Below are 19176 nucleotides of genomic sequence, written 5' to 3' on the forward strand. Positions count from 1 at the left end.
TACGTTGGATGGTTGGTGTGTGCCACACTTTTTGGAGCGGTCGCATACAACCGATACACGTCAGGGGCGCTCGGACTCTTTGAGCTCTATGACCTTAAGCCGGAGCTTGTAATACAAGCAATGCAGTTTGGGGTCGTGCTCCTACTAATACAGACAATTTTGATCATTGTCAGGGCGACGCGTTGGAAGAAGGAACGAGTTGTAGAGGTTGTATTCGCGCTGCTCGCATGGGCGCCATTTATCTACAACTTCTCCTTCATCCGGGGATAACCCTCGAGGCATTTGTGCAAACCAGAAAAACATAAAGCTGGCTTTAGACGGGCAGTGCCTTGATGGTGAGTTGGAGGAGCAATTGCAGAGTCTCCGGCTCGTTGGCCGAATAGGAAACATAAACTGGACGAAGACATGGGGCTGTGGTTTCTGGTTAGCGCTCCAGCGGGAATCGTCTGGAGTGCTTCCGACGGCCAAGAGACTTGGACATAGATTGAGAGGTTGACGATGCTTCCTCCTGATGATCCAAAGATCATCTGGGATTTCTCAGCATTGAATGACCGCGCCAACTGCCTGCGTTGATGCGTTGTTGCCCAGCGCAAGACCTCCTCATCCAGGGTGGTGGAAGCGTCAACCTGGCCAGCACCAATCGCGACATAGATGGGCACGGGCAGCTCAAAGCTGCCAAGCCGCAGCAGGTCCAGCAACGATGAAGCAAGAAGTGAGGGATCTATGGTATGGAGTTGAACATGATCTAGATGAGTACAGGAGAGTCAGTGGCAACATTCGGCGAGCGCTGATGTTCTGTGAGTCGCGAGCGGCGGAGCTGATCAAGGAAATCGGATTGTCTAGTTACGAAGGCGCAGGTTTGAAGTTCGACGAGCTTCGATCCTTGCTGGAGAATCTGTCTGCCGCGAAGTACAAGTTTGACTTCCCTTTGGGGGACAGGCTTGAAGGCCTGGTCTACCATATGGATCGGGACGATGAATACTCGCGCCGGTTCTGGCATGGGAAGTTCAGTGAAGGACTCGAATGGCCGGTTGATGCGGAATGACCACCTTCTAACGCGTGCGGCGGAAACACCCTCATCGCCAACGGCGGCTGCCCCGTGGTCCATCATCCAGAAACAGGCTTTTCCTCTCCTGTTGAACCAGCACAAGCAAAGCGGTGACAATGCTGAGTACCAATGATTCAATAACCCCTGAAATTGGCTATAGCGCGATGGTCATTTTCCTTGAAAGGTATTACGACAGAGGTGGTGGCGCCGACTCGCTCGCTGATGTAATGAGTTCCATCTCTAGCTTCCTGTGGGGTGACGGCACTCCCAATGATCCTGCGATGTGGACGGACTGGCTAGACGCGATTGAGTTGGCGAAGAAGAGCGAAGAGGAGCAAAACCTGGACCAGTAGTTGGTTGGGGCCACGGCGCCGGGTCTTACCTAGCGCGCACGGAGGCAGGCTCAGTGTTCACCGAGCTTCGATCATTGCTTGAAATGCTGCCTGTCGCGAAGGTGGTCGCCGGCCAAGACCTGACCCTGATTAGAAAAAACATCAACCTCATCTCCCGGTGGGGCGTTCAGGACACGCAGATCAGTCAGTTTCTGTAAATGCACGTTACCCGGCGCGCATGCGCTTGATCCTGGGTTCGTGATCCGTCAGGTGGTGCCTGACGGGTACGGTGGGTTTTCCGTGTCCAACAGCGGGTGGGGTACAGGCTGCAGTCCGTTCAGCAATTCCGGTTCCGGGCTGATGACTGTGTGGGCGCCCAACACTTGCGACATAGATTCCCAGGTTGACGATTTTCAGTGGCCGTGGAGCGACTTTCCATCAAGGGAGAAGTGCATGAGTAGTCGGGATCCGCAGGTAAAATTGATAGAGGTCTTCCAGTGAACCAACGTATTGCGTTTTCGAAGATTCTAGCGGTTGGGCTTAGCACCGGAATCTGTGGTTCGCTCCTGATTGGCCTGCCACTGAGCATCAATATAGGGACGGCACTTGAGACAGTCTGCTTTTCTTTAATCACAGGCATGGTGGCAGCTGCATTTGGCGTTGTTCTTGGCTTCCCAGCCATTCTCTTTGTTGATGCTTTGCTACCTAACGTGAAGTTTCGTCATGTCGCGTTGGGTGCCTTTTGTGCGGCGCTCGCTTGGCTAGTAGTTGAGGGTGCGTTTGCGCGTGACGCGTGGAGTAACATCTGGACAAGCAGCAACTTCTGGCTTGAGCGGGCGCCAAGACGATTTGCGGCTTTTGCCATCATAGGTCTGCTGTCGGGCCTCCTTTACGCTTTCATATGGCCCCGCTTGCGGCGAAAGCTGACAGCGGGTAGGTGCGCGTGATTGGAGTGGGCGGCACCCCATGGCATGTCGCCATGCGCGGTCAGGGACGAGTACGGGCTACGCATCGTCGTCCCAATGCCTGGGGGCTGAGCGGACGCGACCCTGTTCAGGACCTTGACTGCATGACCGAGGCCGAGGCGGGCAGTCATCGGTGTACGTTGTCTCGGGCAAGGTCCGCCCTACATGGCATCGCCTGTGGGCTGCCCTCGTGATGCAGGCTAGATTCTGGCGCAAATTCTACTGAAGCCGCCATGAAAACCATGGCGACTGCTGGGGCGAGAAGATTGACGAACGCGTTTGTCCGAGTGAGTCTCAAGGCTGCCGATTGGCTGCACCTGCTGCTTTGGGTCGTCTCAATCTGCTACCTGCTGCTTGTCAACCTGAATCGAGCGGCGTTTCGCGATCCGACCTTCTACGGGATGCATGCAACCAGTTTTGTGAGCTACCACGCCGCAGTATTCTGGTCCGCACATCTTGCGGTCCTTCTGCTGACCGTTGCAGTGATCGTTCGAATCGGAACCAGGCGCCGCACGGCGCCTGCTGAGTTGCTGGCGGCGCTTTTCGGTTGGGGAATGCTGCTCTGGAGCCTTTCGTTCGCGTGGTCCTAGTTGAACTGGCGTAGGGCTTGGAGTGCAGCGCTTGGCAGGATCCAGCCAAGCAGGGCGTGGCTCTACCCATTGACGCTATGGCGCACAATCTGCCCTGTTCGCGATCGGCCTGCTCGCCGGGTCGGCTGTCAGTACGGAGCTGGTTCGGTGCGAGAATGCGGTGCTGATTTGAAGAGTTACGGGATCGAAATGGGTGAGGCCAAACGAACGCTTTTGGAATGGCTCTATCATTCCCTATGGTTGCTCTGCCTTCTGGTGGAATCGGTCTCAGCCTATTCCCATTGGAATCGACGCTCGAGACTGGCGGCAGAACTACTATCCGCTCCATACGGCGACTGGGTTCGACTGGCGGGGATAGTTGCCACACTGTCACTGCCGGTGCTGTGTTGCATCCTGATGGCGCGTATGAGGAACTTGAGATGGGCACGCGCCTGGGAAGTCGCCTTGGCACTCATTGTCATTTCCATGTTCCTGTACAACGTTTCATTCATCAGGTCGTGAGATTGCAGGCTGCGTCGTCGGTAGCCTCGCAGGGCCTGGCTCTACGCATTGGGGCGGCTTATGAAGCACAATCAAGCCATGCGCCGATTCCGACTCCCGCTCGTGCTGCTCGCCACCGCCCTGCTCGCCGGGTGCGCCACCAGTACCGACATCCGCAGCCCGCTGGCCACCTGGGTGCCGTCGCCGAACCATAACGTGCGCAGCCCGGTCATCATCGTGCTGCACCACACCGATCAGGACAACGTGCAGCAGAGCCTGCACACCCTGCGCACCGCCAACAGCGGGGGCCGGGTCAGTTCGCACTATCTGGTGGGTTCCGATGGCCATATCTACCAGCTGGTGGCCGACAACCTGCGCGCCTGGCATGCCGGTGGCGGCCGCTGGGGCAGCATCACCGATCTCAATTCGGCCTCGATCGGCATTGAGATCGACAACGACGGCAACAGCCCGTTCGCGCCCGAGCAGATCGCCGCGCTGATCCGCCTGCTCACTGACGTGTGCACACGTCTGGACATCCCGCGCAGCCAGATCATCGCCCATGCCGACCTCGCCCCCGCCCGCAAGCAGGACCCCAGCCGCTACTTCCCGTGGCAGCAGCTGGCGGAAGCCGGCTTCGGGGTGTGGCCGCGCGCCAGCGACGGCCCGGCGCCTGAGGGCTTCGACCCGTGGCTGGGCCTGCAGGTGTTCGGGTACGCACTCGACCACCGCGCTGCTACCGTAGGCGCGTTCCACCGTCGATTCCGAGGCCGCGACGACCTGCCGGCCACCCTCGACGCGGAAGACGCCCGCATCCTGCATTCGCTGCTGCTACAGACCCGGTGACATGACCAAGCTTTCTGCCTTCGCCCTCCTGGGCCTGACCCTTCTCACCGCCTGCAGCACCGTTCCTCCTACCAAGCCAATCGCCGCCCCACCTACCAACACCTATGCAAAGGCCGACTGGAAGGCGCTCCCGCAGGTTGCCGATGCTGACCTGGAGGCCGGCTTCGCCGCCTGGCGCAGCGCCTGCCCGCGCCTGAAGAGCGATGCGGTCTGGGCCTCTACCTGCGCAGCCGCCGCGACCGTGCAGAACACCCCAACGGCGATACGCCGGTTCCTGCAGGACAACCTGCAGGTGTACGCACTGCGCGCTGGTGGCCATCGCGCCGATGGCCTGATTACCGGCTACTACGAACCGGTCTACAGCGGCAGCCTTACCCGCACCGCCAAGGCCACCGTGCCGGTGTACGGCGTGCCGAGCGACATGGTCAGCGTGCAGCTCGATGACCTCTATCCCGAACTCAAGGGCAAGCGCCTGCGCGGCCGCTTGGAAGGGCGCGTGCTCCGGCCCTACGACGATTCGGCAAAGATCAGCGCCCAGGGTGCCAAGGCACCAGTACTGGCCTGGCTGACCAACCCGATGGACCTGCAGTTCCTGCAGATCCAGGGCTCGGGCCGCATCCGCCTGGACGACGGCCGCCAGCTGCGCATCGCCTACGCCGACCAGAACGGCCACCGGTACCGCCCCATCGGCCGCTGGCTGGTGGAGCAGGGCGAGCTGAAGAAGGAAGACGTCACCATGGACGCCATCCGCACCTGGGCCAACGCACACCCGGCGCGCGTGCCCGAGCTGCTGGCGAGCAACCCCAGCTATGTGTTCTTCACCAAGGGCCCGGACGGCGACGAAGGCCCGCATGGCTCGTTGAACGTGCCGCTCACCGCCGGTTACAGCGTGGCGGTGGACCGCAACGTGGTGCCGCTGGGCAGCCTGCTGTGGCTGTCCACCACTCGCCCGGACGGCACCCCCGTAGTGCGCCCGGTCGCCGCGCAGGACACCGGCGGCGCCATCGCCGGCGAAGTGCGCGCCGACCTGTACTGGGGCACTGGCGACGCGGCCGGCAAGCTGGCGGGCGACATGAAGCAGAAGGGCAACCTGTGGCTGCTGTGGCCGAAGGGTGCAGCGCTACCCACTTCCACTGCTGTCGAGTAAGGACGCGAGCATGGTCTTCTTCTACGCGATGGTTGCGGTGATGGTGGTGGAGATCGTGCTCATGCTTGTTTGGAGCCCGCTCTACTTCGGGCTGGGCATCCGGTTGTTCAGCGAGCGCATTCCGGCCACGGCGGAGATGCGTGAACGGCTGGTGCTGAACTGCCTTGAGCGCGACGTGGCTACCCAGGAATGGATTCCACTGGTGTTCCGCGCATTGCCTGATGGCCGCATGGCGTTCCGCGAGAGCTTTTTCCTGGCCGTCAGCGGGCGTTATTACCCGGTGATGCGTGGGCTGGTGGTGGTGGACGCCAAGCGCAACCAGGTACGCGTGGAAGGCATCTGCAACTGGATGACCCTGGGCTTTGCGGTGCTGTGCATAGCGATGCCGATGGTGGCGACGTCCACATGGCCGATGCTGCTGATCCTCGGGTTGTTCGTGTATTGCTACTTCATCCAACGCCGTCGTTACCACGAAGTGGCCGAAGCGCTGCGCGAACAGATGCGCACGGAATTGCCCGAAGCCATCATGCAGTTGCGCCGCCGGGTGGGGTGATGACACGCATGGCGTGTCACTACGCGTAGACCCCAGGACAACGCGTGCAACCGCGTAGAGACACGCCATGCGTGTCCCGCACAATCCCAAACGGAAACCACGGTAGTGCCACGCCCTGCGTGGCAAACCGAAGCCAGTAAATCTACTGCCCCCCAATCAGTGATTACTCGCAAGCCCCCACCACGCCCCAGCGCTAGCATTTCCCCACCAGGAACTGCCGCGACCCCACCATGCACGAAGGCCTCCTAAAAAGCTGGAACGCCGGCCACGCCCGCCAATCCATCATCGCCTTCATAGCCCGCGTCACCCAGGAAGGCGGCCCCGAGTACGTGGCCCCGGCCGCACGCATCGCCGTCTTCGACAACGACGGCTGCCTCTGGTGCGAAAAGCCCATGCCAATCCAGGTCGACTTCCTGCTCCGCCGCATCGCCGAGCAGGCCGAAGCCGATCCTACCCTGCGCGAGAAGCAACCCTGGAAGGCGGTATACGGCAAAGACCAGGCCTGGCTGGGCAGCATCATTACCCGCCATTACGAAGGCGACGACTCCCTGCTCAAGCAAGCTGCCGAAGGCCTGCTCTCCGCCTACGTAGACGACGAGGTCGAAGCGTACTCTGCCAAATCCCTGCAGTTCCTGCTCAACACCCACAACCCGGTACTCGACCGCCCTTACCTCAAAACCGCTTACGCGCCCATGCGTGAGCTGCTCAGCTACCTCGAAGCCAACCGCTTCACCAGCTACATCGTCTCCGGCGGCGGGCGCGACTTCATGCGGCCCATCACCCAATCGCTGTACGGCATTCCCCCAGAACGCGTGGTCGGCACCTCGGTGGTGCTGGATTACCGCGAGAAGGACGGCATCGGCACGCTGGTCCACACCTCCAAGCTCGAGGTATTCGACGACGGCCCCAACAAGGTCGTACGCATCTGGAGCCGCATCGGCGCCCGCCCGATCTTCGCTGCCGGCAACTCCAATGGCGACATCCCGATGCTGCAGTTCGCCACCCAGGGTGAGGGCGCCTCACTGGCCCTGCTGGTCACCCACGATGACGACGTCCGCGAGATCGCCTACGCCTCCGGCGCCGAGAAAGCCGTCGCCCTGGCCGCCGAAAGCGGCTGGCCGCGGGTGAGCGTGCGTGATGACTGGTCCAAGGTATTTGTCGACTAGGCTCGAAACCAATGTCATCCCCACCTCACCTCGGGAGCTGATGACGGGTTAAGACGTCCATGGAAGGCGCAGAACAGCCAAAAGTGACTCGCTTGCTCTTCTTGATTGCACTTCGCGGAAGGCGGATACAAGCGTTGACGGATGCGCCATGCATCGAGCCGGCGGAAGCAACCGCCGCACGCGATAGCATGGGCCGAGCCTAAGCACAGGATGGCCCCCCAGGGAACACGTTGAGTAGATACTTCAGCCCTTTGAGGGTCGGTGGCCAGCCTGTCGATTTGTCGCACCTTGAACCCTTCACGATCATCATCCAGAGCGAGAAGGTTGGTAAGCCTTTACGAACTGCAATCACCTTCACCAACCACTGCTTCAGCGCTTCGCACGGCGATCTTCCGCATCCTCCAGGAGATGAGGTGATCTGGGATGGCGGGAAGATGCGCACCTTCTGCGCTACGCGGTATCGGCTGTCGCACGCCCTGCCACAAGTGATCCGGTCGTTGCCGGAGCGAAAAGTGATACTCGCTGCGCACGGGACCACCTGGGTTCACACCCTCACAGTCGAGAACCCGGATGGGCCATACCATCTGTTCCTTACGATCAAGCGCAGCCCGAAAGAAAAGCGCGCCTGGCAGGACATCGATGTGATTGTGGAGAGTGCGTATCCCGAGACGCGCAACGCCCCGTCGACGACCGGCAGTTGGCGGCCGTTCGTGGTGGTGTGCGGCGATGCCTACTTGTCCAACCCGCAAAAGCCAAAGAAGAAGCGGCGGAGATAGCAGGCAAAAGAAAAGGGCGCCGAAGCGCCCTTTTCCGTGTTCAGACCCCGGGGACCACTTGCGAGGCATCGTGGATGCCTACGGCCGAAGCCGCTGGGAAGCGCTCTATTTCACCGGGTCAGTCGCTTCGTCTTGCATCACCGAGTATACAGCGGGTCGGACCCTCGGACGACCCCCTTGGCACCATGCCGTTCATCGGCACCCTTGCGGCACAGGCAAACAGCTCCGAACGCCCCGTTTTGCACTACATTGGTGCAATGACCGCCGCAGCACCGTCCCCGTCCCTTGATGTCCTTGGCACCCCGGTCGCCTGGGCCGATGCCGAAGGCCGCGTCACCGGCTGCAATCCCGCCTTCGCCCGCTGGCTGGGCGTAAGCGTCCGCCGCCTGCTGGGCCAGCCGCTTGCCTCGCTGGAAGTGCAGGGCGAAGCCCTGGCCCACTTCCTCGCGCGTGGCGAACGCGACACCCTGCGCCTGCACCGGCTGGCGCTGGCCCTGCCCGGCGAGGCGCCACGCTTTGCCGAAGGCTGGGTCAGCCGCCATGACGACGATGGCTGGCTTCTGGAGGCGCACCCGGTGGACGAGTTCCCCGGGCTGGACCCCACCCAGGCACTGCCGAGCGCGCTGAGCGCGGCGCTCAAGGGCCTGGCCCACGAGCTGCGCAACCCGCTGGCCGGCCTGAAGGGCGCGGCCCAGCTGCTGGCCCGGCGCAGCACCCAGCGCGACCCGGAAGAGCGCGAACTGATCGAGCTCATCGGCTCGGAGATCGAACGCCTGAACGGGCTGCTCGAACAGCTGCTGTCGCCGGCCCCGGCCGCGCCGCATGCGCCGCTCAACATCCACGCCTCGCTGGAGCGCGTGCTGCGCCTGGCCGAAAGCGAAGGCGGCTGGGCGGTCCGGCTGCAGCGCGACTACGACCCCAGCATTCCCGAATTCGACGGCGACGCCGATCGCCTCACCCAGGCGGTGTGGAACCTGGTGCGCAATGCGATCCAGGCCGGTGCCGGAACCGTCACGTTGCGCACCCGGGTGGAACACGGTGTCCGCATCGGCGACCAGCTTCAGGCCATGGCGCTGCGGCTCGAGATCGCCGACGACGGCCGTGGCGTACCCGAAGCGCTGGCCGAACACCTGTTCCTGCCGCTGGTCAGTGGCCGTGCCGAAGGCACCGGACTCGGCCTGGCGCTGGCCCAGCAGGTCGCACGCGAACACCGGGGCACGCTGACCTACCGTTCGCGCCCGGGCCATACCGTATTCACCGTGCAGCTGCCGATCGGGCAGGGCACTCCCGCAAACGAGGAGACCGCGCATGGCGGCTGACAGCCAGGCCCAGCGCGTCTGGGTCGTCGACGACGACCGTGCCGTGCGCTTCGTCCTGAGCACCGCCCTGCGCGATGCCGGGTACGCGGTGGAAGGATTCGACGGCGCCGCCGCCGCGCTGGAGATGCTGGCCAGCCAGCCGCCGCCGGACCTGCTGTTCACCGACGTGCGCATGCCCGGCGACGACGGCCTGGTGCTGCTGGACAAGCTCAAGGCCGCGCATCCGCAGCTGCCGGTGATCGTGATGTCGGCCTATACCGACGTGGCCAGCACTGCCGGCGCGTTCCGCGGCGGTGCGCAGGAATTCCTGTCCAAGCCGTTCGATCTGGACGACGCGGTGGCGCTGGCCCAGCGCGTGCTGCCGGCGCCGGACATCGCCGTGGCCGAACGCAGCGCCCCCGCCGTGGAAGCCACCGCCGACCAGCGCCCACAGCTGGTCGGCGACACCCCGGCCATGCGTGCCCTGTTCCGCGCCATCGGCCGGCTGGCGCAGGCGCCGCTGTCGGTGCTGATCAATGGCGAAACCGGCACCGGCAAGGAACTGGTGGCGCACGCGCTGCATCACGAGTCGCCGCGCGCGCAGGGCCCGTTCGTGGCGCTCAACACCGCCGCCATTCCTTCCGAGCTGCTGGAAAGCGAACTGTTCGGCCACGAGGCCGGTGCGTTCACCGGGGCGCAGCGCCGCCACGTCGGGCGGTTCGAGCAGGCCGAAGGCGGCACGCTGTTCCTGGACGAAATCGGCGACATGCCGTTGCCGCTCCAGACCCGCCTGCTGCGCGTGCTGGCCGAGGGCGAGTTCTTCCGCGTCGGCGGCCGCGAACTGATCCGGGTGGATGTGCGGGTCATCGCCGCCACCCACCAGGACCTGGAGTCGCTGGTGGCGCAGGGGCGGTTCCGCGCCGACCTGCTGCATCGGCTCGATGTGGTGCGGCTGCGCCTGCCGCCACTGCGCGAGCGCCGCGAAGACATCGTGCAGTTGGCCGATACCTTCCTGGCCGCCGCCGCGCACAAGCTGGATACGCCGCCCAAGCGCCTCACCGCTGCCGCCCTGCAGGCGCTGCGCGAGCACGACTGGCCGGGCAACGTGCGCGAACTGGAAAACGTGTGCTGGCGCATGGCCGCGCTGGCCGCGTCCGACACCATCGGTGTGGCCGACGTGGACAGTGCGCTGCATCGCGGCCAGGCGCCGCGCAGCCGCGCGCACGGCGACCCCGGCCAATGGGAAAGCCTGCTCTCGGCCTGGGCCCGGCAGCGCCTGGCCGAAGGTGCCGAAGGCCTGCACGCGCAGGTGCGCGAGCGGGTGGATCAGGCGTTGCTGGAAGCCGCCCTGCAGATCACCCACGGGCGTCGAGCCGAAGCCGCCGCGCGTCTGGGCATGGGCCGCAACACGCTCACCCGCAAGCTCGGCGCCGGTCGACGGCGCGGTAGCTGAACGCCTGTTCATGCGATGTAAGCGCCGCGTCGCGGCGTCTTTCATGATGCGTGGACGAGCCAGACGTTAGTTTGCCTATCAAGGAGTTACCCGATGCGTCGTTCCCAACTCGCCCTGTTGTTGCCGTCACTGCTGGTGCTTGCCGCCTGCGGTACCGCGCCCGAGCAGCGCACCGCGCCGGCGCCGGTGGTGCCGGTCGTGAGCGTGGCCAAGCAGGCCGAAGCCAACCTGGCACCGGCGTCGGCCAGCATCGTCAGTGGTCGCCTGGTGCTGGTGCCGGACGCGCGCGGCGTGCATATCACCGGCACCATCGGTGGATTGCAGCCGCTGCAGACGGCCGCGTTCCACGTGCACGAGCGGGGCGACTGCAGTGCCGTCGACGCCAGCAGCGCGGGCCCGCATTTCAATCCGGCCAACCAGCCACATGGCCGCAACAGCGCCGGTGCGCATCACGCCGGCGACATGGACAACCTGCGTGCTGATGCGCAGGGTAGGGTGAGCGTCGACGTGCGCCTGCCCGCGGTAACCCTCGGTGGCGGTGCCGCCACCGATATCGTCGGCCGCGCGCTGGTCGTACATGCCAACGCCGACGATTACCGCAGCCAGCCCGCCGGCAATGCCGGCGCCCGTATCGCCTGCGGCGTGATCCGGGCTACGCGCTGAGCGCGTTGCCAGGCTTCGTCGCTTTTCCGTTCGTTACCCGCAAGGAGATCCACATGCGTCTGATCCATACCGCGTTGTTCGCCGCCGTTGCCGCCGTGGGCCTGACCGCCTGCAACAAGCCGGCCGAAACCACCACCCCGGAACCGACCCCGGCCACCGACACCGCGCCGGCCGCCGATGCGGCCGCTGCCGCCAACGACGCACCGCCGGCGATGACCAGCGAAGCGCATGCCAACCACACCGCGATGGCGGAACTGGCGCCGACCCAGGGCAACAACGTCAAGGGCAACGTCACCTTCAGCGTCGTTGACGGCAAGGTCCACGTGAAGGGCGCCATCAGCGGCCTGAAGCCGAACAGCGAGCACGGCTTCCACATCCATGAGAAGGGCGACTGCAGCGCGCCGAACGGCGACAGCGCCGGCGGCCACTTCAACCCGTCCAAGGAAGACCACGGCAACGTGGCCACCACCCCGCACCACGGTGGCGACATTCCGAACATCAAGGCCGATGCGCAGGGCAATGCGGTGGTTGATGCCGACGTTTCGACCAACGTCAATATCGGCGAAGGCAATGACTTCGACATCATCGGCCGCGGCCTGATCGTTCATGCCGATCCGGATGACTACAAGACCCAGCCGACCGGTAATGCCGGTGCGCGCCTGGCGTGTGCGGTGATCAAGGCCGCGCCGTAATCCATCGGCGGTTCAGCCACGCAGGGCGTGGCTCTACCGGGTGGTTGATGCAAACGAAAAACGCCGGCATTGCCGGCGTTTTTTTTATCGCGTCAACAATGCCCGCGCGTCCTGCCCGGCTTCGCAATGCACGAAGAGGACCGGCAGCCCGTGGGCTTCCAGCACCGCGGCCATCTGACGCTGGCGCATCAGGTACTGGTCATAAATGCCCTGCAGGCGCTCGCAGTTGCCCTTGTCGTGGTTGTAGAACGCGCACCAACCCGCCGGGTCGAACAGTGCCATACGCACTTCGCCGTCAGCGTATCGAAGCAGCGGTTCTGGCGATTCATCCAGCCATTGTTCCGACTGTGGTGCCATCAGCGCCGTTTCGATCAGCGGCCACAGCGCGGCCAGGCCCTGGTTGTCGTACTGCATCGACATCATCGCGGCCAGGTCGTTCACCGTGAAATAGCGCGCGTGCTCGATCTGCGCGCCAAACGCGTTCTGCGCCAGCAGCGCGGTGTCGGCCTGGGCCATGCCCTGGGCCAGCAGCACGTCTTCCAGCGCGTCGGCTACGGCGGTGGTCTGGGCCACTTCGGTGCCGGTCAGCAGGAACGGCACCACCCGCAGGCCGCCGCCGGTAAGGCTGGCATCGGCCTGGAACGGCAGCGGCACTTCACCGTCGGCGCCAGCCCCGAACGCCAGCAGGCGCGGGCCTTCATTGCGGCCGGGCGCACGCATCTGCAGCTCTTCCAGGCGGCGGTGGATCGGCCAGCCCGGGCGCAGCACCTCGGCCGGGTCGAAATGGGCGCCGGCGAACACGAAGTCCAGCCCGCTCACGCCAGGAACCAGCTTGGCCAGGTCGCGGCCAACGCGGTCGGCCAGTTCACCGGCCTGTTCAGAGCCCAGGGCGGCGTTGCGTGGGGCGTCTCCTCCAGCCAGTTCCAATGCCAGTACGCCAAGGGCATTCATGCCGGGGTCGGGTTTGCTCATGGGATCACAGTTGGCCCATCACAGGGCGGCAGCTACACTTGCCCCCATTATGCCTGCTCCTTCGTGCAGGCCATGTTGCAGACACCCTTCCCATGCCAGGTATCTCCATGCCCAACGCTCGTCCCGTCGCCATCCTTGGTGGCGTCCGTATCCCGTTCTGCCGCCAGAACACCGCCTATTCGGATGTTGGCAACCTGGGCATGTCGGTGCGCACGCTGGGTGCACTGGTCGAACGCTTCGGCCTGCACGGCCAGCAGCTGGGCGAAGTGGCCATGGGCGCGGTGATCAAGCATTCCAGCGACTGGAACCTGGGCCGCGAAGCCACGCTGTCCTCGGGCCTGTCCCCGCTCACCCCGGGCATCACCATGCAGCGCGCCTGCGGCACCTCGCTGGACACCATCATCAACGTGGCCAACAAGATCGCGCTGGGCCAGATCGAATCGGGCATCGGTGGCGGCTCGGACACCACCTCCGACGTGCCGATCGTGTACGGCAAGAAGCTGCGCGCGCGCCTTCTGGCCGCCAACCGCGCCAAGACCACCGGCGACAAGATCAAGGCGATCCTGAGCGGCTTCAAGCTTTCCGAGCTCAAGCCGGAATTCCCGGGCGTGGCCGAGCCGCGCACCGGCAAGAGCATGGGTGACCATTGCGAAGACATGGCCAAGGAATGGAACATCTCGCGCGACTCGCAGGACGAGTGGGCGGTGTCCTCGCACAAGAAGCTGGCCGCCGCCTATGAGCGCGGCTTCTTCAACGACCTGATCGCCCCGTTCCGCGGCGTGGAGCGCGACAACATCCTGCGCCCGGACACCTCGCTGGAGAAGCTGGCCACGCTGAAGCCGGCGTTCGACAAGGTTTCCGGCCGTGGCACGCTGACCGCCGCCAACTCCACCCCGCTCACCGACGGCGCCTCGGCGGTGCTGCTGGCCAGCGAGGAATGGGCGCGTGCGCACGGCCACGAGCCGCTGGCCTACCTGCGTGATTCGCAGGTCGCGGCGGTGGACTTCGTGCATGGCGAAGGCCTGCTGATGGCGCCGACTGTCGCCGTGCCGGAAATGCTCAAGCGCAACGGCCTGACCCTGCAGGATTTCGACATCTACGAAATCCACGAAGCGTTCGCCGCCCAGGTGCTGTGCACGCTGCGTGCGTGGGAAAGCGAGGACTACTGCCGCAACCGCCTGGGCCTGGACGCGCCGCTGGGCAGGATCGACCCGGCCAAGATCAACCTGGTGGGTTCGTCGCTGGCCACCGGCCACCCGTTTGCGGCTACCGGTGCGCGTGTGATTGCCACGGCTGCCAAGCAGCTGGCCGAACGCGGCGGTGGTCGCGCGCTGGTGTCGATCTGCACCGCCGGTGGTATGGGCGTGGTGGCGATCGTCGAGCGTTGAGTCGAACGAACTTGAAATGAAAATGGCCACCCGAGGGTGGCCATTTTTTTTGAGTGTGCCGGGGGGCCGGCCGGTGGCCGACACCACCGGTTACGGGATCCGTGGGTTTCCGAATGCGTCGCGGTCGACCGGATGGTCCAGTACGGGCGCCGGTTCGCTCATCAACGATTGCTCTTCAACGGTTGCGCGCTCCGGGACCACCGTCGCCAACGGCGCCGTCGTCCGAACCAACGCCACGCGCTCTTCGCCACGCTGCTGGCGCAATGCATTGCCGTAGCACTGCGCGGCCAACGCCGGTTCGCCGCGCGCGATGAACACCTCACCCAGCGCTTCCCATGCATCCGGGCCGGCACCGGCGGCGATCGCGCGGTGCAGGTAATCCTCGGCTTGAACGTGGTCGCCCTGGCGTACTGCAATGCGGCCCAGCGCCAGCAGCAACGCTGGGCTCGACGGCTGCTGGCCCAACCAGCGCTGCAGGTTGGCCTGGCGCGTCGCCAGTTTCTCCACCGGCATCTGCCCGTACAGGGTCACCAGCGATTCGTCCCAGCGCGAATCCAGCGCCTGCTCCAGGTTGAGCAGGGCCGGTTCGTCCCAGTCCAGCGCCACGGCGCGCAGGGCGTAGGCGGAGACCACGTCCGGGTCGCTGCGCAGCGCCTTCGGGGTCGCTTCCCACTGCGCGGCCAGCGCATTCACGTCGCCCGCTTCCAGCAGCGACTGCGCGGCCAGGCGCACTTCCAGTTCCGAAACCGCCTCGTCCGGCAGCACCTTCTGCTTGCGCAGCGCGCCGAGCTGGCCATACGCCTCATGCGCGCGATCCGCACGCGCCAGCGCTTCGGTGCGCAGCCACAGGCCGCGCGGCGGCAGCGGCTGGATGCCCGGGGCGTCCAGCGCGTTGATCGCATCCACCGGGCGCTCCTGCCGCAGCAGGCGTTCGGCCTGCATCAGCGCGTAGGCCGTGGCATCGGAGGTGGACAGGCGCTGCAGGTACTGGTCCACCGCCGCCTGGTCACCGCGTGCTTCTGCACTGCGCACCGCCGTGGTGTACGCCACCGCAGTCACTTCGTCGTCTTCGGCAGCAGTAGCCAGCAGTTTCTCCGCGCGCTGCCAGTGGCCGTACTCATGCGCCTGCAGGCCTTCGATCAGGCGCGCGCGGCCCTGCTTGCGACGGTAGCGGCCCCACGCCCGGAACGGCGAGGCCACCAGGCTCCACAGCAGCCACAGCACCAGCAGGGCCACCAGCGCCATCAGGGCCACCTGCGGCACGGTGGAGCGGTAGTCGTTGCCGCCGGCGCGGTAGATCACCTCGCCGTACTGGCGCAGCGATTCGGTACCCAGCCATTGCGCGGCCACCACGCCCAGCACCACGGCCAGAAGCAGCACCACCACGGAATGAATCGGCTTCATCTATCAACTCCCATCGCGCAGGGTGCGCAGTTGCTGCAGGGTGCTGCCCAGTTCGGGCAGCGGCGGGCGTAGCACTTGGGCGCGCAACTGCTGCAGTTCAGCACGTTGCTCGCGCAGGCCGGGTGAATCCGGCCACAGGCGCGGCATCCACAACGCCACGCGGTCCAGCGACTGTTCAAATTCCGACTGATTGCCGCGTTCCACGGCAGCACGGGCCAGCGTGAGTTCCAGCTGCAGCGAGTCCCACGCGGCGGTGCGCTCGGCACCGGTGAGCGGGCCCTGCGCGGCGGTGGGCGTAATGGTCACGAACGGTGCCAGCACCTGGTGCCACCACGGTGTGGAGGCGCTGCCGGCGGCCGGCACGATCTCTTCGGGCAGCGCGCCCACCGCCTGCGCGAAGCGGGTCAGGCGCTGGTTGATCTCCGCGCGCGGGCCCGGGCCCAGCGCATCCACAGCATTGCGCTCCTGCATCAGCGCCTGGCGCAGGTTGAGGAACTCGGTGCCCTGCACTTCGTCCAGCGCGGCCGCTGCCAATGCGTACAGGCGGCGTGCGCCGTCCACGTCGTCGGCGAAGGCCAGCCGCTGGCCGGCCTGGCTGAGCAGCAGCTCGGCTTCTTCCAGCTGCAGCGCCTGCGCGTTGTGGCGGGTGCTGTCGGCCAGCCGCGCCAGGTTTTCTTCCAGCAGCGCGTTGCGCTGGCTCAGGCCCAGCATTTCATCGCGCAGTACCCGGTTGGTGGCGGCGGCGTCCTGGACCCGCTGCGAGGTGGAGCGCTGGTCGCGGCGCAGGGCGTCCACGCTGCCGGCCAGGCCTTGCACCAGCACGTTGGCATCGGCCTCGCGCTGGGCGCTGCGCGCCTGCTGGGCCTGCCACTGGGTCCAGCCCCAGACGGCGCCGCCCACGATCACCGCTGCTGCGGCAATCGGCAGGATCCAGCGCAGCGGTGAATGGGTCGGGGGCGAAGCGTCTTCGTTCATGCAGTCTTCCTTGTCGCCCGCGCCGGTGCATTCACGAGCTGGCGGGCGCTCAGGCGTACAGCATCGCTCGCCGCCCAAGGGACCTGCAAGGCCGGAACCGACCCCTGTTCAGCAACCTGCGCCGGTGGTGATCGCAGCGTGTGCGGCCGTCGCCAGTTGGGCCGGCATCGGGCCGTCGGCCAGGCGTACCCGGGCGATGCCGGCCTCCTGCGCGAGCGCCACCAGGCGTGGGCTGGCGGCCACTACCTGCTGGCTGTGCAGGCGCGCCAGCAGGTCTTCCGGAAGCTGCTCCAGCAACAGACCCAAGGCCTCGGCACTGCTGAGCGCCAGCACCCACGGGAAGGGTTGGCGACGCAGGCGCTGCAGCTGGCGGGGTGGCAGGCGCAGCGGCTGGCGGCGGTAGACGTCCACCCGCTGCAGCTTGGCGCCACGGTCCTGCAGGGTCTGCGCGATGATCCCGCGCCCGCCCGGGGCGGTCACCAGCGCCGCGCGCAGGCCCTGCAGCTGGGCCAGGGCAGGCAGGTCGAGCAGGCCCTCGCTGTCCATCCGCTGCGGTGCCTGTATATCGGTAGCGCCGTGCGCGCGCAGCGCCGCAGCAGTGCCAGCGCCCACCGCCAGCCAGGTGCCGGGGTGCGGCGCATCCAGCGGCACCAGCCGCGCCGCCGCGTGCACGGCGGCCGGGCTGCTGAACACGACCCGGTCGTTGCCCAGCGCCTGGGCCAACGCGGCACGGGTGGCGTCATCGCGCTGCGCCACCAAAGCCCAGGGCGAAAGGCCCAGCACCTGCGCGCCCAGCGGTGCCGCAGCGCGGCGCAGCGCCGCGTGCTGGCCGCGCGGGCGCAGCGAGAGCAGGGTCCATTCCGGCACATGTGCGGGGCGCTTCATTGCGGGCATTATGCGAGGCCTTCGCCGTAACGTCGCCGTACCGATGTCCGAATCCGATTCCCCCACCGCGCACCTGGCCGCCCTGCAGCAGGTCCTGGAGCGCATGCCGCCGGTCGCGGCCATGCAGATCCGCGTGGATGGCTATTCAGAAGGCGTGCTCTCCCTGCGCGCGCCGCTGGCCGCCAACGTCAACGACAAGGGCAACGCCTTCGGCGGCAGCCTGTCCTCGGCCCTCACCCTGAGCGGCTGGGCGCTGGTCACCCTGCGCCTGCGCCTGGCCGGGTTCGACGCCGATGTGTACGTGGCCGACAGCCACGTGCGCTATCTGGCCCCGGTCTACGAGGACCTGCAGGCCCAGGCCCAGGCCGCCGACGAGGCCGACTGGGAGGCGTTCCTGGCCACCTTCGCCCAGCGCGGCAAGGCCCGCATCGAGGTGGTGGCCCGCCAGCCCGGCGAGGCCGGAAAACCCGCAGCTGAACTGAGCGGACGTTTCGTTGCCTTCGCAAGGCGGTAGGATGGGCGCCTTGCCGATTGGGGAATTCGCATGCGCCGTACCTTCCAGATCCTGCTGTTGAGCCTGCTGGCACTGACCAGCATGTCCGTGCTGGCCGCCGACCCGAAGAAGATCACCAAGGGCCAGCGCAAGCAGCTGGAAGAGATCCAGATCAAGTACGACTCCACCATGCGCTGGGGCACCGTGGAAGACGCGCTGCCCTACCTGGACCCGGAAAAGGCCAAGGAGCACCCGCTCACCGACCTGGAGCTGAGCCGCTTCGAGCAGGTGAAGATCTCCAGCTATCGTGCCGGCGAGAACGTCCCGCTGCCGGACGGCACCATCGGCCGCAACGCCGAAGTCCGGGTCATCAACCTCAATACCCAGTCCGAGCGCACCGCCCGGGTCCGCGAGATCTGGCGCTGGGACGCCGAGGACAAGCGCTGGCTGCAGGCCAACGGCCTTCCGGACCTCTGGCAGGACCGCTGAGCCCCCGTCGGGGCCCCGCAGGGCGCCGGTTCGCCCGCATGTGCGACAATCGGCGCCCGCTTATCGACCCGTGATCTGAGTGAATTACGAAGAGCTGCTGGCCTTTGCCGGCCGAAACCCGATGTTGTCGATGGCCTTCGTGGGCCTGACCGTAGCCATCCTCGTCACCGAGGTGCGTCGCCTCATGCGCGGCTACAAGTCGATCAAACCGGCTGAACTGACCCAGCTGATGAATGCCGGCGGCGCGGTCGTGGTCGACCTGTCTGCGGGCACCGATTTCGAAAAGGGCCACATTGCCGGCAGCCGCAACGTGCAGCCTGCCCAGTTCGGGCCGGAGCACAAGCTGGTGGTCAACGCGAAGCAGAAGCCGGTGGTGCTGGTGTGCCGCACCGGTACCGCCTCGGAAACCGCCGCCAAGGCGCTGAAGAAAGCCGGTTTCGAGCAGGTCCACGTGCTCGATGGGGGCCTGCCTGCCTGGCAGCAGGCCGAGCTGCCGCTGGTCAAGGGCCGCAACTAATTTGACGGATTTGGCCGGCACGCCTTGTGCGCGCCCGCACACGCCCC

The 19176-nt window shown here is 65.8% G+C and carries 22 protein-coding genes; 18 read left to right on the forward strand and 4 right to left on the reverse strand.

Features of this window, described 5'->3' with window-relative positions; all coding sequences use genetic code 11:
- The first annotated feature begins 393 nt into the window (after positions 1-393).
- The 14 genes from PDM28_RS19255 (at position 394) to PDM28_RS00945 (ending at position 12006) form a co-directional block, all read left to right on the forward strand.
- Positions 394-483, forward strand: a complete 90-nt coding sequence (locus PDM28_RS19255) for a DUF596 domain-containing protein (RefSeq protein ID WP_425507680.1) — start codon at positions 394-396, stop codon at positions 481-483.
- A gap of 217 nt (positions 484-700) precedes the next feature.
- Positions 701-1045 carry a hypothetical protein gene (locus PDM28_RS00885; protein ID WP_311183422.1) on the forward strand — a complete coding sequence of 115 codons (345 nt, stop codon included), beginning with the start codon at positions 701-703 and terminating at the stop codon, positions 1043-1045.
- A 119-nt stretch (positions 1046-1164) separates the two neighbouring features.
- Complete coding sequence (locus tag PDM28_RS00890; RefSeq protein WP_311183423.1) at positions 1165-1401, forward strand: hypothetical protein; 237 nt, start codon at positions 1165-1167, stop codon at positions 1399-1401.
- A 53-nt stretch (positions 1402-1454) separates the two neighbouring features.
- Positions 1455-1598 (forward strand): hypothetical protein, encoded by a 144-nt coding sequence (locus tag PDM28_RS00895; RefSeq protein WP_311183424.1) that lies wholly within the window; start codon positions 1455-1457, stop codon positions 1596-1598.
- Positions 1599-2578: 980 nt separating this feature from the next.
- Positions 2579-2935 (forward strand): hypothetical protein, encoded by a 357-nt coding sequence (locus PDM28_RS00900; protein ID WP_311183425.1) that lies wholly within the window; start codon positions 2579-2581, stop codon positions 2933-2935.
- 579 nt (positions 2936-3514) lie between these two features.
- Entirely contained in the window at positions 3515-4258 is a 744-nt protein-coding gene (locus tag PDM28_RS00905; protein WP_311183426.1) for an N-acetylmuramoyl-L-alanine amidase, read from the forward strand.
- Between the two features lies 1 nt (position 4259).
- On the forward strand, positions 4260-5405 hold the full coding sequence (mltA, locus tag PDM28_RS00910) for a murein transglycosylase A (protein ID WP_311183427.1): 1146 nt from the start codon (positions 4260-4262) through the stop codon (positions 5403-5405).
- A gap of 10 nt (positions 5406-5415) precedes the next feature.
- Positions 5416-5958 (forward strand): hypothetical protein, encoded by a 543-nt coding sequence (locus PDM28_RS00915; RefSeq protein WP_311183428.1) that lies wholly within the window; start codon positions 5416-5418, stop codon positions 5956-5958.
- A gap of 230 nt (positions 5959-6188) precedes the next feature.
- Complete coding sequence (locus PDM28_RS00920; protein WP_311183429.1) at positions 6189-7124, forward strand: HAD family hydrolase; 936 nt, start codon at positions 6189-6191, stop codon at positions 7122-7124.
- Between the two features lie 230 nt (positions 7125-7354).
- Positions 7355-7900, forward strand: coding sequence for a heat-shock protein (locus PDM28_RS00925; protein ID WP_311183430.1), 546 nt, complete (start codon positions 7355-7357; stop codon positions 7898-7900).
- Positions 7901-8157: 257 nt separating this feature from the next.
- Entirely contained in the window at positions 8158-9219 is a 1062-nt protein-coding gene (locus PDM28_RS00930) for a two-component system sensor histidine kinase NtrB (protein WP_102944313.1), read from the forward strand.
- Positions 9209-10651: a nitrogen regulation protein NR(I) gene (gene ntrC, locus PDM28_RS00935; protein ID WP_311183431.1), complete on the forward strand. Its 1443-nt coding sequence runs from the start codon at positions 9209-9211 to the stop codon at positions 10649-10651. The genes PDM28_RS00930 and ntrC overlap by 11 nt, the downstream gene beginning before the upstream one ends.
- Positions 10652-10744: 93 nt before the next feature.
- Complete coding sequence (locus PDM28_RS00940; protein WP_311183432.1) at positions 10745-11314, forward strand: superoxide dismutase family protein; 570 nt, start codon at positions 10745-10747, stop codon at positions 11312-11314.
- A 53-nt stretch (positions 11315-11367) separates the two neighbouring features.
- The gene (locus tag PDM28_RS00945; protein WP_311183433.1) at positions 11368-12006 is read left to right on the forward strand and encodes a superoxide dismutase family protein; all 639 of its coding nucleotides are present in this window, start codon (positions 11368-11370) and stop codon (positions 12004-12006) included.
- An 84-nt stretch (positions 12007-12090) separates the two neighbouring features.
- Here the strand turns inward: PDM28_RS00945 and PDM28_RS00950 are convergent, their stop codons facing one another.
- Positions 12091-12978, reverse strand: coding sequence for a hypothetical protein (locus PDM28_RS00950; RefSeq protein ID WP_311183435.1), 888 nt, complete (start codon positions 12976-12978; stop codon positions 12091-12093).
- A 92-nt stretch (positions 12979-13070) separates the two neighbouring features.
- Between PDM28_RS00950 and PDM28_RS00955 the strand changes: the two genes are divergently transcribed.
- Complete coding sequence (locus PDM28_RS00955) at positions 13071-14366, forward strand: acetyl-CoA C-acetyltransferase (RefSeq protein ID WP_102944309.1); 1296 nt, start codon at positions 13071-13073, stop codon at positions 14364-14366.
- Between the two features lie 90 nt (positions 14367-14456).
- Here PDM28_RS00955 and PDM28_RS00960 read toward each other — a convergent pair whose 3' ends face one another.
- From PDM28_RS00960 to PDM28_RS00970, 3 genes are all read right to left on the reverse strand, one after another.
- Complete coding sequence (locus PDM28_RS00960; protein WP_311183436.1) at positions 14457-15770, reverse strand: heme biosynthesis protein HemY; 1314 nt, start codon at positions 15768-15770, stop codon at positions 14457-14459.
- A 3-nt stretch (positions 15771-15773) separates the two neighbouring features.
- On the reverse strand, positions 15774-16745 hold the full coding sequence (locus PDM28_RS00965; protein ID WP_311183437.1) for a uroporphyrinogen-III C-methyltransferase: 972 nt from the start codon (positions 16743-16745) through the stop codon (positions 15774-15776).
- Between the two features lie 108 nt (positions 16746-16853).
- Positions 16854-17630 (reverse strand): uroporphyrinogen-III synthase, encoded by a 777-nt coding sequence (locus PDM28_RS00970; RefSeq protein ID WP_311183438.1) that lies wholly within the window; start codon positions 17628-17630, stop codon positions 16854-16856.
- A gap of 43 nt (positions 17631-17673) precedes the next feature.
- Here PDM28_RS00970 and PDM28_RS00975 point away from each other — a divergent pair, with 43 nt between their 5' ends.
- From PDM28_RS00975 to PDM28_RS00985, 3 genes are all read left to right on the forward strand, one after another.
- Positions 17674-18144, forward strand: a complete 471-nt coding sequence (locus PDM28_RS00975; protein ID WP_311183439.1) for a YiiD C-terminal domain-containing protein — start codon at positions 17674-17676, stop codon at positions 18142-18144.
- 30 nt (positions 18145-18174) lie between these two features.
- Positions 18175-18612, forward strand: coding sequence for a hypothetical protein (locus PDM28_RS00980; RefSeq protein WP_311183440.1), 438 nt, complete (start codon positions 18175-18177; stop codon positions 18610-18612).
- Between the two features lie 79 nt (positions 18613-18691).
- The gene (locus PDM28_RS00985) at positions 18692-19129 is read left to right on the forward strand and encodes a rhodanese-like domain-containing protein (protein WP_102944303.1); all 438 of its coding nucleotides are present in this window, start codon (positions 18692-18694) and stop codon (positions 19127-19129) included.
- Positions 19130-19176 lie beyond the last annotated feature (47 nt).

It is taken from the genome of Stenotrophomonas aracearum, from assembly GCF_031834615.1.
GTDB lineage: Bacteria > Pseudomonadota > Gammaproteobacteria > Xanthomonadales > Xanthomonadaceae > Stenotrophomonas > Stenotrophomonas aracearum.

Excerpts from the sequence above, each read along its gene's own strand:
- PDM28_RS00885 (WP_311183422.1), top strand. The coding sequence starts at position 701 with ATGAAGCAAGAAGTGAGGGATCTATGGTATGGAGTTGAACATGATCTA.
- PDM28_RS00890 (WP_311183423.1), top strand. The coding sequence starts at position 1,165 with ATGCTGAGTACCAATGATTCAATAACCCCTGAAATTGGCTATAGCGCG.
- PDM28_RS00900 (WP_311183425.1), top strand. The coding sequence starts at position 2,579 with ATGAAAACCATGGCGACTGCTGGGGCGAGAAGATTGACGAACGCGTTT.
- PDM28_RS00905 (WP_311183426.1), top strand. The coding sequence starts at position 3,515 with ATGCGCCGATTCCGACTCCCGCTCGTGCTGCTCGCCACCGCCCTGCTC.
- mltA (WP_311183427.1), top strand. The coding sequence starts at position 4,260 with ATGACCAAGCTTTCTGCCTTCGCCCTCCTGGGCCTGACCCTTCTCACC.
- PDM28_RS00915 (WP_311183428.1), top strand. The coding sequence starts at position 5,416 with ATGGTCTTCTTCTACGCGATGGTTGCGGTGATGGTGGTGGAGATCGTG.
- PDM28_RS00920 (WP_311183429.1), top strand. The coding sequence starts at position 6,189 with ATGCACGAAGGCCTCCTAAAAAGCTGGAACGCCGGCCACGCCCGCCAA.
- PDM28_RS00930 (WP_102944313.1), top strand. The coding sequence starts at position 8,158 with ATGACCGCCGCAGCACCGTCCCCGTCCCTTGATGTCCTTGGCACCCCG.
- ntrC (WP_311183431.1), top strand. The coding sequence starts at position 9,209 with ATGGCGGCTGACAGCCAGGCCCAGCGCGTCTGGGTCGTCGACGACGAC.
- PDM28_RS00940 (WP_311183432.1), top strand. The coding sequence starts at position 10,745 with ATGCGTCGTTCCCAACTCGCCCTGTTGTTGCCGTCACTGCTGGTGCTT.
- PDM28_RS00945 (WP_311183433.1), top strand. The coding sequence starts at position 11,368 with ATGCGTCTGATCCATACCGCGTTGTTCGCCGCCGTTGCCGCCGTGGGC.
- PDM28_RS00950 (WP_311183435.1), bottom strand. The coding sequence starts at position 12,978 with ATGAGCAAACCCGACCCCGGCATGAATGCCCTTGGCGTACTGGCATTG.
- PDM28_RS00955 (WP_102944309.1), top strand. The coding sequence starts at position 13,071 with ATGCCAGGTATCTCCATGCCCAACGCTCGTCCCGTCGCCATCCTTGGT.
- PDM28_RS00960 (WP_311183436.1), bottom strand. The coding sequence starts at position 15,770 with ATGAAGCCGATTCATTCCGTGGTGGTGCTGCTTCTGGCCGTGGTGCTG.
- PDM28_RS00965 (WP_311183437.1), bottom strand. The coding sequence starts at position 16,745 with ATGAACGAAGACGCTTCGCCCCCGACCCATTCACCGCTGCGCTGGATC.
- PDM28_RS00970 (WP_311183438.1), bottom strand. The coding sequence starts at position 17,630 with ATGAAGCGCCCCGCACATGTGCCGGAATGGACCCTGCTCTCGCTGCGC.
- PDM28_RS00975 (WP_311183439.1), top strand. The coding sequence starts at position 17,674 with ATGTCCGAATCCGATTCCCCCACCGCGCACCTGGCCGCCCTGCAGCAG.
- PDM28_RS00980 (WP_311183440.1), top strand. The coding sequence starts at position 18,175 with ATGCGCCGTACCTTCCAGATCCTGCTGTTGAGCCTGCTGGCACTGACC.